The sequence below is a fragment of the uncultured Psychroserpens sp. genome, from assembly GCF_947492715.1.
Classification (GTDB): Bacteria; Bacteroidota; Bacteroidia; order Flavobacteriales; family Flavobacteriaceae; genus Psychroserpens.
Map to the genome: position 1 here is coordinate 26,659 of NZ_CANLNS010000009.1, position 16,545 is coordinate 43,203.

Genomic DNA, 16,545 nt, shown 5'->3' on the forward strand with positions numbered 1-16,545 from the left:
TAATAAATAGGAAAGTAAGTTTGTTTTTAATACTATTAGCTATATTTCTTAATTGCAAAATGCCATTGAAGTAGTTTGAACAAATCAATATTAATATAAAGCTTACGAGGTTTAGAGTTCAATTTTTCCTTAAACCGAATAGCAGATTTATTAAAGTAATTGCTTACACTATATTTTGTAGTAATGTTGCGTTCTTCTAGATGTCTATAACATGCATATCGTAAATAAGGCGCTAAGTTTCTTCCTCTAAAAGATGTTAACGTAAACATATTTAAAAGGTAGGCCTCATTAGATTTTAATTTGAATACGCGCTTTTTTATTTCAAAATCATTTAATTCAATGAACATATAAGCTGCAATCTGATCGTTGTGAACAAGTCCTACACATTCTTGTCCATCTGCAAAACTTTGATGGATCTTGTTTTCAGAGATAGAATCAGCCTCTGCAATAACAACAGTAAGATCTTGTTTCTCTAAACGCTTGAAAGTGAATTTTTCATCGGTTCTCAGTTTAGGTTCTTCTGTATGAATAACTTCCTCTTGGACCCAATAATAAGGCATAATATCTATACCAATTTTAGCAAAAGCATGCCTTACACCTTGAAGAAATAGCCCGTTCTTAACCAAGTCGGCTATAACTTTAAAACTATAAGGAGATTTCTTTTTCGTCGAGTCCATGACTGCTGTATTATTTGTAATGACGTCCATAGCTTCCGTTTCCAGGTTCTAAATTCATTTTAACTCTAAACTCTTCAGGAGACATAATCTCGCGTTCATTGGCTTTTGCAATAACATGTATGCGCTCCAATAATTCAGAGTTTGTAGCAAGCCTTGTTCTGGCTGTATCATACCATATGTTATCTTCAATACCAACTCTAACACCGCCACCTACGGCAATAGCAAGTGAATTCATTTTAAGCTGGCTATTTCCTATTCCTGCCAAGCTCCAATGCGAATTACTTGGAAGGTCATTAATCATAACACCAGTATGTAGTATATCGGCTTGAGCACAAGCTATATTTCCAAATAGTAAGTTGAAATAATAAGGTGCCTGTAATAAATTTTTACGTTCTAGATATTTAGCATAATTAATCATACCTGCATCAAAAACTTCCAATTCAGGAACTATACCGCGTTCTTTCATTACTCGCGCTAAATCCTGAACCATTTGAGGTGAGTTTATACTTGCTGTTGCATTAAAGTTTAATGAACTCAAGGTTAAACTTCCCATATCTGGTTTTAGGTCTCCATCAAGAAATAAAGCGTCAGATCGTTGTTCAAGTTCTTTAAAATCTCGTCCGCTTAAGGATACACATAATACAAGATTAGGCGCATATTTACGAATTCCAGAAATGATTTCGGCGTAGATTTCCTTTTCATAAGTTGGCTTTCCAGTAATGGCATCTCTGGCGTGCAGGTGTACCATGGTAATCCCAATCTCATTAGCTTTGTGAACATCTTCAATAATTTCGGAAGCAGTTACAGGAACGTGAGGCGTCATGTCCTTAGTAGGAATCATGCCAGTTGGCGTGAAATTGATAATTAACTTATCATCCATTGTAGTAGGTTTTTGTTTAGTGGCTTCGAATATATGTTAATTCTTTAAAAAAGACCTAAATCATAGATTTTCAGTTGAAATTATCGGTTGAAATCCTGATTTCATGCTGCTTTTTCTAAAAAAAACAGCAATTTTTCCATTTTTATTCAATAGATAATTTTGCCTAAACCTGCGATAATTCATCTGTTGTAAATAGAATTTTATGACTTAATTGTTTTACAACGTTGGGCTTTTAGTAGTTTTGCAGCTTTAAAATTTACATTATGATTTCAGTAGATAATTTGGCAGTAGAATTTAGTGGACATACACTTTTTAGCGATGTGTCTTTTACCATTAACGAGAATGATAAAATTGCGTTAATGGGAAAAAATGGAGCAGGAAAATCTACCATGATGAAAATTATTGCTGGTGTTCAAAAAGCAACTCGCGGAAATGTAAGAACACCAAAAGAGGCTATTATTGCCTATTTGCCTCAGCATTTATTAACGGAAGATAATACAACTGTTTTTGATGAAGCTTCAAAAGCATTTAGTCATGTGTTTGAGATGCGTGATGAAATGGAAGCCTTAAATAAAGCCTTAGAGACAAGAACCGATTATGAGTCTGATGAATACATGAAAATTATTGAGCGTGTGTCTGATTTGGGTGAAAAGTATTATGCTTTAGAAGATGTAAATTATGATGCCGAAGTTGAAAAAGCACTTAAAGGTTTAGGCTTTAAACAAGCAGATTTTATACGGCAAACCAACGAATTCTCTGGAGGCTGGCGAATGCGAATTGAACTTGCAAAAATATTACTTCAAAAACCAGATTTGATTTTATTAGATGAGCCAACCAATCATATTGATATTGAATCGGTGATTTGGTTGGAAGATTTTTTGGTGAATAAAGCCAATGCCGTCGTCGTGATTTCACACGATAGAGCCTTTATTGATAATATCACTAATAGAACTATTGAAGTGACTATGGGACGTATTTATGATTATAAAGCGAAGTATACCCATTACTTGCAATTACGTGAAGATCGTAGAGCGCATCAAATTAAAGCCTACCAAGAACAACAGAAATTTATTGCTGATAACATGCAATTTATTGAGCGATTTAAAGGCACATATTCGAAAACGAATCAGGTCTCGTCGCGTGAACGTATGCTTGAAAAATTAGAAATTATCGAGATTGATGATATTGACACATCAGCTTTAAAATTACGTTTTCCGCCAACGCAACGTTCTGGAGATTATCCCGTAACGGTTAAAGAGGTGTCTAAATCTTATGGTGAACATGTGGTGTTTAAAGACGCAAACATGTCTATTGCAAGAGGTGAGAAAGTATGTTTTGTAGGACGAAATGGAGAAGGCAAATCGACGATGATTAAAGCCATTTTGGGAGAAATTGATGTGAATGGAACATGCGCTTTGGGACACAATGTTAAGGTTGGTTATTTTGCCCAAAACCAAGCAGCTTTATTAGATGAAAATTTATCTATTTTTCAAACCGTTGATGAGGTTGCGAAGGGCGATGTAAGAACGCAAATCAAAAATATTCTTGGTCGTTTTATGTTTAAAGGCGATGATATTGATAAAAAAGTAAGTGTACTGTCTGGTGGCGAAAAAACCAGATTGGCAATGGTAAAACTTTTGTTAGAACCAGTGAACTTACTTATTCTTGATGAGCCTACAAATCACCTCGATTTAAAATCTAAAGACGTACTTAAGGAAGCACTTCAAAATTTTGATGGTACGTTAATACTAGTTTCTCACGATCGGGATTTTTTACAAGGCCTTTCTAAAAAGGTATTTGAATTTAAAAATCAACGTGTTATTGAGCATTTTGAAACCATCGATGATTTCTTATCAAGGAATCGTGTTGAGAGTTTGAAAGGTCTAGATTTGTAGGTTCTGATATTTTATTTCTGGAGTTTTTACATAATTAAGTTCAAACTTATATTCATGTTCATTTTGCCTTGATGCACTATTTATTTTAGAATGTCTGGTAGACATTTTAAACTAAATACAAAACCAAAAATTCAAGCTAATCTGAGGTGTTAATACATTCATTTTGTCTTGAAACAAAAAGAACCAAAAAATCAAGTCAATCTGAGGAAATTCCTACGGAACATTCGCTTTCGGAATTTCGTGCTTAAAGCTTTGCTTTGCATCTTCATTCCTTCCCTCATTATTTCTGCATTTCAAGATTCCGACTTTGTCGGAAATTGGGACTTGAATCTTCACTAAGTTTTTCTCAATGATGATTTTTGCTTACTGCTTTGCTTGCGTTAGGGATAGAGGCATCTGTTGAAGCTCTTTTTTGTTGTTGCATTGAGCAACAAAAAAAGCGACTGCCGAAAGCGCGACCCTTGGGTAACGCCCAAAATAATTGTCTTATCAAACAAAGGCATCTATTTTTACCTATTTTTGCAATGTTATGCAAGACGAGTTGAGACTTTCAAGTTGGTTACCTACCACAAATAAAGAGGTTAAAATCCGCGGATGGGATGCACTAGATGTTATCTTATTTAGTGGTGATGCTTATGTGGATCACCCAACATTTGGTCCTGCCGTTATTGGACGTTTGCTAGAAAGCCTTGGCTTGCGTGTTGCTATTGTTCCACAACCTAGTGTGACGGATAATCTTCAGGATTTTACAAAACTTGGTGCGCCCAAATTATTTTTTGGGGTCACAGGAGGGTGTATGGATCCTATGATTAGTAACTATAATGCGAATAAGAAACGTCGTGATAAAGATGCCTATACACCAAATGGTGATATTGGATTTCGTCCAGATTATGCCACAACAGTATATTCTAAAATTCTAAAAGAAAAATGGCCTGATGTTCCAGTGTTGCTTGGCGGCATTGAAGCGTCTTTACGTCGTGTCACACATTATGATTATTGGAGTGATACCTTAATGCCAACCATTTTAGAAAGTTCTAAAGCCGATATGTTGGTTTATGGAATGGGAGAGCAACCCTTGCGAGAGGTTGTGCGTTTGCTACAAAAGGGTGTGCCGTTTTCTAGTATTACAACTATTAAGCAAACAGCCGTACTTTTAAATAAAAATGCTAAAATCCCCAAGAATAGTAATTGGGAAGATGTTGAAATTGCATCGCATGAAGTTTGTTTAAGTGATAAGAAAAAATACGCGGCTAATTTTAAGGTTATAGAACAGGAATCAAATAAATTGGCTGCGCGACGCATTTTTCAAAATGTGGGCGATAAGACCTTAATGATTAATCCGCCGTATCCAACGATGACCGAAGACGAAATCGATGCGTCTTTTGAGTTGCCTTATACACGTTTACCACATCCAAAATATAAGAAGCGCGGACCAATTCCTGCGTTTGAAATGATCAAGTTTTCGATTAATATACATCGTGGTTGTTTTGGTGGTTGTAGTTTTTGCACCATTTCGGCACATCAAGGAAAATTTATAGCCTCCCGAAGTCAGGAATCTGTTTTGCGAGAGGTTGATATTGTTGCCAATATGCCTGATTTTAAAGGTTATTTGTCTGATATTGGTGGCCCAAGTGCCAACATGTATAAAATGAAAGGTAAAATACAGTCTATCTGCGACAAGTGCGTGGCGCCTAGTTGTATTTCTCCTGTGATTTGTAGTAATTTAGATACGTCTCATAAACCGCTAACCGATTTATATCAAGCCGTTGACAAGCATCCTAAAGTTAAGAAGTCGTTTATAGGTTCTGGAATTCGCCATGATATGTTAGTGCCAGAATTCAACAAAAATGCAGATCCAAAAGAACTTGATGATTATACCGAAGAGGTCATGACCAAGCATGTGTCTGGGCGATTAAAGGTCGCACCTGAGCATACCAGTGATCCTGTATTGAAACTCATGAGGAAGCCTTCGTTTAAGTATTTCCATAAGTTTAAAGAGCGCTTTGATAGGATTAATATCAAGAAAGGTCTGAAGCTGCAACTCATCCCTTATTTTATTTCTAATCATCCTGCTTGTGAAGTGGAAGATATGGCCAATCTTGCTGCCGAAACCAAAGATATGGGCTTTCAGTTGGAGCAAGTGCAAGGCTTTACGCCTACGCCTATGACAGTTGCAACTGTTATCTATTATAGCGGGTATCATCCTTATACTTTAAAAAAGGTAAATACGCCAAAATCACGTAAGGAAAAAGATGAGCAACACCGTTTTTTCTTTTGGTACAAGGACGAAAACAAAGCGTGGATTAGAAAGACCTTAAATAAACTGGGTCGCCAAGATTTACTCAATGTACTACTGCCTAAAAAGGACGAAAAATGGCGTAAAAACAAGCCTACAGGTGAAACTAAAAATACCTTTAATGATGCTGTGCCTTTTAACCAACGGAAAAATAAGGTGAAGTATAAAGGGAAGAAAAAAAGAAGAAGGAAATAGTTATTTTTTTACTTTCATCAAATCTGGTAAATTAGTTGTAAATGGTATTGACGATGCCCTTCCAGATTTATAATTATTTAGGTCTTTAAAATTCCAAGAAAGATTTTCAAATTCTTTATCAGAACATTTTTTTACAGAAATTACTAGGTAGTTTTCTTGTCTAGGATTTGGATAATTCAATCGTTTTAAAGTAGCATTATTTGTTACTCTGTATTCAGGTTTTTGTATTGTATAAAGTCTTGAAGAAGAATTATCATTTTCCATATGAAGTAATAAATATTTTGCATTTAAAGTTTTCTTATTCAATTTCAATGCACCTCTATTGCTATCCATTCTAAAGTTATAGAGAGATTTATCATTAATCCATTTCAAATGATTTTCAGATTTACAATATCCAACCAAAACATAAGCTTCATCTGGAATTAGCTTTTTACCATTAACAAATTCAGGAAGAGGCTCATTTAATGGCATTGACTTTCCATCTTTTGTTATTTCATAAGTTTTTGAAGCAATGTTTTCTCTTTGAGATGATCTATTTAATAAATGATTAATGATTTTGTCAATAAAATCACTCAACTCTTTTGAGCCATTATTAGTTGAACTTGGTCTTATAGCAAAAGCTCCTAAACCAGGAATTATTTCATGAAACCCTTTTTTTATATATTTATTGTTATTGCCGGGATATAAAATATATGCTCCTCCAGTTCTTCTTATTGCATCTTTATAAGCGTGCATTTTGAATAGATCTACGTTTTTGTATTCACCTTTTCTTTCAGATTCTTCTTCATCAATTCTTGATTCTTCTAATTTTCCTGAATAATTTACCTTGTATTTTGCATCAAAATGAATATGAACAATTAACTCTTCTGCTTCAGCATTTTTTTCTGTAATATCTTTTGGCCAAAAGGACAAAGTGTAATCTGGATACATATTTTTAGTATAACTACCTTGTTCTTTTGAAGCATGTTTTTTGTTTCCTTTAAATGTTTGATTATAAGAAAATTTAACATTCAACTTTCTGTTTTCAAAATCACAGATACCACTTAATGCTGTATGTGTTCCCGATTTAATGATAAAATTAAGACCGTTATCAGTTTTTTCAATTAAGTTCTGATAAAGTTCTCCATTGTGCTCTATATTACTGAGGTTAAATTTGGTTCTGAATAAGTCGTACAGCAAAAAAAACAACCAATATTCATATAATTTGGAAATATCTCTTTTGCCAGCATCATAAACATCGTTTCCGCCTGTCCAAGTGAGTTTAGCCGCTAAGTCAAATTTTAACCAGGATTTTAATAATTCTCTATAGCCACTTTTTCTTTGAAGCACAGGACTATTAAAATTTAAACTTGTAGGTCTAGAAATTTGTTTAAAGAAGGAATTATTTAATTGTTGTTCTAAGGTGTTAGATAAATGTTTTGCTTCTTTGTTTGCTCTTGTTTCATTTTTAAATCTGCTTAAACAGTTTTCACTGAAATGAAGATAAGTTTGTAACGCATATTTAATAAACTGGTTTTCCGCATTATCTATGATTTCAACTTTTTTATTATTGACGATATGTGAAGGTATATTTTGAAGAGGGTTTTTGTACAATGGATGAGAGTTAGGCACAGGAATTCGATTTCCTCTATTCACTAACTGTTTGATGGTGTTTTTTGTAAATTTTTTTACACTTCTTATATCGGCTAACTCGTCATTATCTGTCCAATCAGTTTTTGGATTACTTATTATTTTTTGAATGGCTTCTTCAAATTCTTTATTTCCAATGATGGAATTTATAAAACAAAATTGTTGGTATAAACTTTCACTCTCTTTATTAAAATCAGTCTCAAAATGTTGTTGTATTGGTGAATTAACCTGTAATAATAATTCAGTGCATTTTTCTGTTATGCTTTCTAGCATAAACCTATAATTTTCCCTGTAACTTTTATCTAGATTATCTGAGTTAAATTTAGTTGCTAAAACCTCTAAATAAATATATTCTCTGGTTAGATGTTTTTCTTTATGATGCAGGTTTAGTTTTAGAGTTCCAACATAATAACTTGGGTTAATTCTTCCGGAATGTTTTTCTCTATTAGATTGCGTTATTATACTCTTATTATCGCAGCTTAATCTATAGCCTTTTTTATTGAAAGCGTACTCATAACTTTGGCTTTCTAAAATTTGAAAAGGCGCTTCTCCAAATGTATTGGCTTCGAGTTCTTCAATTTTGTAAAGTTTACTATAACCCTCAGGAAATATGTTTAATTCTAAATCTTTAGAAATATGGTTTAAAGGAATAGATATGTGTTTTACCTCTGCCATCAATTTTAAGCTTCTGCATAACTGGCAAATCCATTTTCTACAGCATTATTATACATACGCATTATCTTTTCAAAAGATAATTTGTATTTGATGTTGTCATCGGTTTCAAAATTTATTTTATCATAATTATTAAAGTAATTATCATCAAATTTATCATCTACTTCAACCAAACAAAACTTAGCTAATGGTTTAAGAATACGAGTAAGTTTTGTTCTTGAACCATGAAGTTTTGGTAACATTTTTTGCATAATTGTAATGTCTATTTTGTCATTTTCAGCAGTTAACCCAAACGTTTCTAGTTTGAAAATTAATTTTGAGATTTCAAAAGCAGTTCTGTAACCAAACTCTGCACCAGATTTTTGAAGCTCTTTGAAAAACTTATGTATCTCTATTTGTTGGCCCTCTGTCAATTGGTAGTCTTCATTTTTAGTTGCGATAGTTACAAAATCAGAAGCCATATTAGTACCTTTCCCTTCTAAATTTTTTAAGTCAACACTTTTTGGCTCCTTTAAGAAATCTGCTATATTTCCTTCTTTTACTCTAAACTCTATAGTGTTTGCCCTATCTAACACTTTAGGGCTAAACATATATGTAGTCTCATCAATGTTAACAGTACCAACTATAAATAAGTTAGGTGGTAATTTTATGGTTTTAGGAATATCGTTGACTTTATCATGGATTTTGTGTAACGGAATTACATTTTTAGATTCCATGGCACTTAAAAAGTCTGCAAAATAGCGCTCTACATGACTTAAATTCATTTCGTCTAGAATTAAAAAATAGGGTCTGGTTTCGTCAATTTTTGCTCTTAATAATAAATCTAAAGCATCGTTATCTGGCTTTACATATTCATCATTTTTTAGGGCATTTGGATATCCTAAAAGCGGTTCTCTATTTGTCCAATCTGCACCTACAGGTATTAACGCATATTGGTTTTCATTTTCGCAAATCCACTTTGCAAAGGCTTCTGCCAATTTTGTTTTACCAGAACCAGAGAGACCACTTAATAACACAAACGGTTTTGTTGCTAAAGAGGCAATGTATCTGGTGATTTGTTTAGTATTATAATTGAGACCTGTAATTTTACATGCTTCTTGAAAACTATTAGCATCAAATTTTAGCGCTTCTAAATTATCGAAAAATAAACTATCAGTTGATTTAATCTTCTCAATAAATTCGTTCAGAAATCTTAAGTAATTATTCTTTCCTAAAACTGCTTCTGGAGCACCTCTACTTGTAGCTTGGCTATATCTTATCCATTCTTGGTTATTTGAATTTAATACCAAATCCCCAATTTTATTCAATGATTTTTCAAGATTCCCATAGTCAATTGTAAATAGACTATTATGAAAATATGCTTTATTCCAGAAATTTAAGACTACTTCAGTTACTAATCCATCATATGATTTTTTGTAATTTGGTTCTTGATTTATCCAATTAATAAATGACTGTTTGATATTAAATTTTGGAGTTTTAAAGCTAGCATTACTAAATTTTTTTGGGAGTTGTTCTATAAACTTTTTCGTAGATTCTTTATCTGAGAATTTAGAATAAAAATTTTCAGATGCATTTTCATAGAGTTGATTTTGACTATTTAAATTAGCTAATTCTTTTATTTCAGAAGGTAATAGGTTGTTTAAATTTATATAATCTAATAAACTTAAACCAATAGAGGTTTTAAGCTCATACAATCCTGCTTGATTAGGAGTTCCTTTGGTTAAACCGCCTAAATTATTTATAAATTGTGGAAAGTAATAAAGATCAGCTTTAGTAATGGGGGAGTTTAAACCTATTACCTTTATATTTACTTCTTTTCTCTCTTTTATCGTATTTTCAATAAGTCCTATAGCGTGTATACCATTTTTATAGTTATTATATTTTGGCAAATTATTTTGCTTAAAATACTTGCTTTTGTTAGAATAATCTCCTCCTATGTGAAGAGCTATTATATCTCCTGTCTTTGCTAAATCAAGATTATTGGGAATGTTATACAAAGTGTGTTTTTGTAAAATTCCATCGGATAGTTTTTTTAATAAATTGTAAAAGTTTAACTCATTAACATTTTTTGGACAACTTATTTTAGCATAGAAGAAACTGGTTTTATTCATTTTTATAAATATTTTCTATCGACGGGTAGTTCATTATTCCAAAATTCTGCATATGAATCAGTTTTCATTATGTCAATTTTGTAATTATTTTCATCTTCTTTAATAATAATTACGCTGTCATATCCTAAATCATTTAGCATTTCAATTGTTGCAATTTCCCCCTCTTTAAGCTGCAATGCTTTTCTTAGTAACCATTCGCCAAGACCTTTATTGGATTTGGTCATCAATCCTTTGCCTTTGTTTATTTTCTTTCCACCAATTTCAATCTTTGATGTTTGGCACATACTTGCTTTGAAAGTTTTTCTATTAGGAAGATGTAAATTGAAATGATTTTTGTCACTCTTGATTGAAGGGAAAAAATTTGGAAATTTATGGTGTATTTTAGCAGGAACTGGAATGTAAATTTCGTTTTTATTTCTCTTTCTACCTTTGGCGTGCCATTGATTTAAACCACTTTTTTCGTATATGTACTTTACTCCGTTCTTTATTCCATAAAGAGGTAGAATAATATAATCTTTTCCCTTAATAAGAGAATCAGTTATTTCTTCAGGAAATAGATCTAGTAATAGGCTGTAAGGGTCTTCAATTATGTCAATCTTTAATTTGTAAGCGTGCTCAGGAATTATAAATTTTCTATAAAGAGTACTTTTGGAATAGTTATAAGTATAAAAATTCTTGCCATCATAAAATTGTAAGCTAGACTTATTTTCTTTTACAGATTCAATATTTCGAATATCAATATGATTGTAATCTGTTTCAAAGAGAATTAGTTCTTTTTCCCTTCTGGCTACAATGTGGTAGATTGAAGATTTTATATCATATAGTCTTTTGGCTAAATTAATTCTATCATTTCTATATTTTCCTAACTTTATTGCAAGTTCCTTTCCTTTGTAATTCTTTAAACGCTCAGATAGTTTATTAAATTCTGCAATTTTTTCAGTTTTAGTATTGGTTTTTGATATAAAAGTTTTTAGACCAATTCCAACTGAATTATAATCAGCATCAAATGCAACGTCAGATCTGGATAGGTTATTTGCAACAAAACTTCTGCAAAATATGTTTTCGGCTACTCTGTAATTTATTAACGGTATTGAATTATCACTAAAAAGACCAGAAAGCTTAGAAACTGCAGAAAGTAATTTTAAATATTCTCCGTTATTTTCAATATCTATTTCTGCAAATGATTTCATACAATTTTTATTATCTCTTTAGCAATTCTTTCTATAACTGTTGTTGTTACAGAGTTTCCAGCTTGCATGTAAAGTTTACTGTTTGCAAGATTTGGTAGAATATAATTTTCCGGATAACCTTGGAAAGAGAAACACTCTCTTGGAGTTAGTTTCCGGATACCATAATTGTCTTTTATTAGCGGTACGTTATGACCTCCTGTTCCCATGTTTGCAGTTAATGTAGGACAAACATTACTCTTATTTTCTCTCACATAAACTCTCCTCCATTGATAAACCGTATCTTTTGAGGTCATAGTTTTCTCTAATTCAGGGTAATATTGGTGAGTTTTTGGATAATAATATTTTTCTTCTTGTTTACCTTTTTCCAGAATATCATGAATTGTTTTAGTGAGCTCGATTTCTTCCGGAAATTTAAATTTAGTATGTTTTTTAACTTGCTTAGGGTCAAATGCTACAATGAATATACGTTCTCTGTTCTGTGGTATATTGGCGTGAGTCATAGAATTTAATACTTCAGAATAAACTTTGTATTTTAATTTTTTCTCTAAAATTTCAACAATAGTTTTAAATGTTTTCCCTTTATCATGTGAAACTAAATTTTTCACATTCTCAAGAAAAACTACTTTAGGTCTATGCTTTTCTATTATGTTTTCAACATCAAAAAACAATGTTCCTCTAGTATCAGCAAAACCTTTTCTGTAGCCTGCAATTGAAAAAGCTTGACATGGAAATCCAGCACATAAAACATCAAACTTTTTTGGTATAAAACTTTTAGTCCTTTCTTTGGTGATATCACCGAATGGAATTTCGCCAAAATTTTCTCGATAAGTTTTTTTTGCCGCATTGTCCCATTCACTGGTGTAAACACATTTTCCGCCAACATTTTGTAATGCTAACCTAAAACCACCGATACCAGCAAATAAATCTATAAATTTAAATGAATAATTTTCAGGTGTTGGAAATGGCACATTTTTCACTTCAAACAATAACTGTTGCAGAGCCTCTTCTTTTTCTATAGGAGAGTTCTCGTCTAATTTATATTGTAGAAAGTTTTTGAAAGCTTTTATAGCCTCTTTTTTGTAATGTTTTGAAACTCCATTGTCTAAATTATGTAAATAGTGAGTTATAAGTGCTTGTCCTTCGGGTTCAACTAGTCTTATTTTATAGTTTTTACCTTCAAATTCTTGAATGCTTACGCTCTGTTTTTCCTTAATCAAAATCCAAAAAATGTATATTAAACAAATGTAGTATTTTTTTAAAACACATTATATTTTATTTATTAACTGCGACTGTATCGATATGTTTAAGATGCTTAAAGCCAATGAAGCTCATATTGTTTACAGTAGAAGATTTTTCAATATGTGTTCTTTCTAAGTTTTCACGAACGACGTCTTTTGTTGCTAAACCACAAATTGTGAAAGTAATATGATCTTTTTTAATCACAAAAAACACAGGTCTTTTTATATTGTCAATGTTTATTAAAGGCAGAGAACCGAATTCAAATACATGAACATCTACTAAATCTCCATTTAAGTTAATTTTTGGTTGAAAATCTTTTAAGTTGATGGTAGTAAAATCAACTATGGGAAGATTTAAATGTTTTTGAATAGAAATTAAGCCACCAACATTCATCATTGTTTTCTCAAAAAAAGCTTGTCCTTCATATCTGTCTCTTAATTGATTAAGGTTATCTAACCCTAAATGTTTCATGACAGATTCCCTAATCAAAATCTCATCGTTTCTTGTAAATCTTATTTGAGGGTAAGTTCTTAAGAACTCACCAATATATTTTAAAAATAATTTCATTCTTCTTCTTTAATTTCTAGAAAAACAAATCTACAAAAATATAGAGCTTAATTAATATTATCTCAACCTATTATTTCCGAACGAGATTACATAGTTTAAATAAGTAGTTAATAAGTGTTTTGGAACTTGTAAGAAAAATATTACTTAATGCGCCTCCAACCAATTATCTCCAATATCCATATCGACTTCTAGAGGAACGTCTAATTTGTAAGCGCTTTCCATTTCGGTTTTAATAAGTGTTTTAAGCGATTCTAACTCAGGTTTATAGGCGTCAAATACGAGTTCATCATGTACCTGAAGCAGCATTTTCGATTTGTAATCTCCTGCTCTAAGTTTCTCATGAATATTAATCATCGCTATTTTAATAATATCGGCTGCACTTCCTTGAATCGGAGCGTTTACGGCATTACGCTCTGCTGCACCTCTAACCACTGCATTACGTGAGTTGATATCTTTTAAATAACGACGACGACCTAAAACCGTTTGTACATAACCGTTATCCCTTGCAAAATCAACCTGCTCGCTCATATAAGCACGTAATTTTGGATAGGTTTCGTAATAGGTGTCAATGAGTTCTTTAGATTCAGAACGCGAGAGATTCGTTTGATTGCTCAATCCAAAAGCAGACACACCATAGATAATTCCGAAATTCACGGTTTTAGCATTACTACGCTGTTCTCTGGTCACTTCGGAAAGCGGAACATTAAATACTTTTGAAGCGGTTGAGGCATGAATATCTTCGCCTTGTTTAAAGGCTTCAATCATCGTTTCTTCTTTGCTAAGCGCTGCGATAATACGCAGTTCTATCTGAGAGTAATCGGCTGCAAGTAAGGTGTAATCCTCATTTCTAGGAATAAAGGCCTTTCGCACTTGTCGTCCGCGTTCAGTACGAATTGGAATGTTTTGCAAATTCGGATTGTTACTACTTAGACGTCCTGTAGCGGCAACAGTTTGCATATAATCGGTGTGCACTCTGCCTGTAGACGCATCAACCTGTAATGGTAAAGCATCGACATAAGTGCTTTTTAATTTTGATAAGCCTCTAAAGTCTAGAATATTTTGAATAATCTCATGATCTTTCGCTAGGTAACTTAATACATCTTCAGACGTAGAATATTGTCCAGTTTTTGTCTTTTTAGGTTTGTCTACCAATTTCATTTTTTCAAATAAAATCACACCTAATTGTTTTGGTGATGCAATATTGAATTCTTCACCTGCGGCCTCATAAATTTTCTTTTCGAGATTAGCAATATCTGTGTTGAGTTGTTCAGACAGGGAGTTCAAGAATTCTTTATCTAGGTTAATGCCTTCCAATTCCATGGTTGCCAAAACTCGAACTAGAGGCAACTCAATGTCATCAAATAATGTTTTGGTATTGGCTTCGCCCAATTCTTTTTCAAAATGCTCTTTAAGCTGTAGGGTTATGTCGGCATCTTCAACGGCGTATTCCGTTTGCTTTTCTAAAGGAACGTCGCGCATTGATAGTTGGTTTTTTCCTTTTTTTCCCAGTAACTCTGTAATAGATATAGGCGTATAATTAAGATAAGTTTCAGCCAATACATCCATATTATGTCGCATGTCTGGATTGATGAGGTAATGCGCTAACATCGTATCAAAGAGTTTGCCTTTAACATCAACATCATATTTGGCTAAAACTTTAATGTCATATTTTAAATTTTGCCCAATTTTTTGAATAGCTTCATTTTCAAAAAACGGACGTAAGATTTCTATGAGTTCTTGTGCTTCGTTTTTATCTTCCGGAAAAGGGATGTAAAAGCCCTTTCCAACTTCCCATGAAAATGCAATGCCAACGAGCTCTGCAGTTAATGGGTTAAGACCAGTTGTTTCGGTATCAAAGCATACAGAGGTCTGGTTCAGTAAATTTTTAACAAACAGCTTTGTTGCCATACCAGGAGCAATACTTTGATAAAAATGTGCAGTGGTTGCTGATGTTTTTCTTGTGTATTCTGAAACCGCTTCGGTGCTGTTAGTATCATCTCCTCCAAATAAAGAAAATTGCCCTGCTCCAGCATTAGCAGAGGTTTTAGGCTTTGGTGTTGCTTTAGACTTCTCAACTGCGCTCGAAGTGACAGAGTTAGGTTTAGTTGACGTTTCTTCTTCCGTAGAAAATGTTTTTAGGAAATTATCAGTTAACCTTCTAAATTCTAAATTCTGAAATATCTCTTTTACTTTTTCGATATCTGGATGGTCCAGTTCAAAATCCTTAGCATTGAATTCTACTGGAACGTCGAGCATAATGGTTGCTAGCTTCTTTGATAATAAACCCAATTCACCATTAGCTTCAACTTTTTCTTTCATTTTACCTTTGAGCTGATCTGTATTAGCGAGCAAGCCTTCCATACTACCAAACTGATTGATAAACTTCTTAGCCGTTTTTTCACCAACACCAGGAAGTCCTGGGATATTGTCACTAGCATCTCCCATCATGCCTAAAAAGTCAATCACTTGCATAGGATCTGTCACTTCAAATTTTTTCTGCACTTCAGGAATGCCCCAAGTTTCATAACCGCCTCCAAAAACAGGTCTGTACATAAAAATGTTCTCGGTTACTAACTGTGCAAAATCCTTATCTGGCGTCACCATATACGTTTTATAACCTTCTTTTTCAGCCTGTCTTGATAGGGTTCCAATAACATCATCTGCTTCGTAGCCTTCTTTCACCATGATTGGAATATGCATGGCTTTAAGAATCTCGTAGATATATGGAACTGCTGTTTTAATGCCTTCTGGTGTTTCATCACGATTGGCTTTATAGGCCTCGTACATTTCTATACGGTCTGCACTTCCTCCTTTGTCAAAGCAAACAGCTAGGTGATCAGGTCGTTCACGTTTAATCACATCCAATAAGGAATTCATAAAACCCATTATGGCCGAGGTGTCTTCACCTTTTGAGTTAATTCTTGGATTTTTTATGAAAGCGTAATACCCACGAAAAATTAGGGCATAAGCATCAACTAAAAAAAGACGTTTCTGATCTGACATGTTATATCATATTTTATTTAAGTAAACTTCGTAAAACGCTCTTTTTTCATTTCTGCCTCAAAATAAAAAAGAAAAGTAGCTATGGCTATGTTTAATTTTTATTTTTTCACATATTCTAAAAAAATCATCATTTTACGTATAAGTTGACCTAAACAAAAAATGATATTGAGCTTTTTTTGAAGTTTATAAAG

The 16,545-nt window shown here is 32.9% G+C and carries 10 protein-coding genes; 2 read left to right on the forward strand and 8 right to left on the reverse strand.

Annotated features, from left to right (window positions below; all coding sequences use genetic code 11):
• Nucleotides 1-35: 35 nt before the first annotated feature.
• Nucleotides 36-707, reverse strand: a complete 672-nt coding sequence (locus Q0787_RS17700; protein ID WP_298904381.1) for a GNAT family N-acetyltransferase — start codon at nt 705-707, stop codon at nt 36-38.
• Nucleotides 688-1,557 (reverse strand): 3-keto-5-aminohexanoate cleavage protein, encoded by an 870-nt coding sequence (locus Q0787_RS17705; protein WP_298904383.1) that lies wholly within the window; start codon nt 1,555-1,557, stop codon nt 688-690. The genes Q0787_RS17700 and Q0787_RS17705 overlap by 20 nt, the downstream gene beginning before the upstream one ends.
• Nucleotides 1,558-1,820: 263 nt before the next feature.
• Between Q0787_RS17705 and Q0787_RS17710 the strand changes: the two genes are divergently transcribed.
• Nucleotides 1,821-3,452 (forward strand): ABC-F family ATP-binding cassette domain-containing protein, encoded by a 1,632-nt coding sequence (locus tag Q0787_RS17710; protein WP_298904385.1) that lies wholly within the window; start codon nt 1,821-1,823, stop codon nt 3,450-3,452.
• A 529-nt stretch (nt 3,453-3,981) separates the two neighbouring features.
• Complete coding sequence (locus Q0787_RS17715; protein WP_298904386.1) at nt 3,982-5,943, forward strand: YgiQ family radical SAM protein; 1,962 nt, start codon at nt 3,982-3,984, stop codon at nt 5,941-5,943.
• Here Q0787_RS17715 and Q0787_RS17720 read toward each other — a convergent pair whose 3' ends face one another.
• From Q0787_RS17720 to polA, 6 genes are all read right to left on the reverse strand, one after another.
• Complete coding sequence (locus Q0787_RS17720) at nt 5,944-8,247, reverse strand: DUF2357 domain-containing protein (protein WP_298904388.1); 2,304 nt, start codon at nt 8,245-8,247, stop codon at nt 5,944-5,946. It lies immediately after the preceding gene.
• Between the two features lie 5 nt (nt 8,248-8,252).
• Complete coding sequence (locus tag Q0787_RS17725; protein ID WP_298904390.1) at nt 8,253-10,355, reverse strand: hypothetical protein; 2,103 nt, start codon at nt 10,353-10,355, stop codon at nt 8,253-8,255.
• Nucleotides 10,356-10,357: 2 nt separating this feature from the next.
• Nucleotides 10,358-11,545: a restriction endonuclease gene (locus Q0787_RS17730; RefSeq protein WP_298904392.1), complete on the reverse strand. Its 1,188-nt coding sequence runs from the start codon at nt 11,543-11,545 to the stop codon at nt 10,358-10,360.
• A complete protein-coding gene (locus Q0787_RS17735) occupies nt 11,542-12,762 on the reverse strand; it encodes a DNA cytosine methyltransferase (RefSeq protein WP_298904394.1) in 1,221 nt (406 codons plus the stop codon). Before Q0787_RS17735 ends, Q0787_RS17730 begins: the two co-directional genes overlap by 4 nt.
• Nucleotides 12,763-12,817: 55 nt before the next feature.
• Nucleotides 12,818-13,351 carry a hypothetical protein gene (locus Q0787_RS17740; protein ID WP_298904395.1) on the reverse strand — a complete coding sequence of 178 codons (534 nt, stop codon included), beginning with the start codon at nt 13,349-13,351 and terminating at the stop codon, nt 12,818-12,820.
• A gap of 144 nt (nt 13,352-13,495) precedes the next feature.
• Nucleotides 13,496-16,354: a DNA polymerase I gene (polA, locus tag Q0787_RS17745; RefSeq protein ID WP_298904397.1), complete on the reverse strand. Its 2,859-nt coding sequence runs from the start codon at nt 16,352-16,354 to the stop codon at nt 13,496-13,498.
• Between the last annotated feature and the right edge of the window lie 191 nt (nt 16,355-16,545).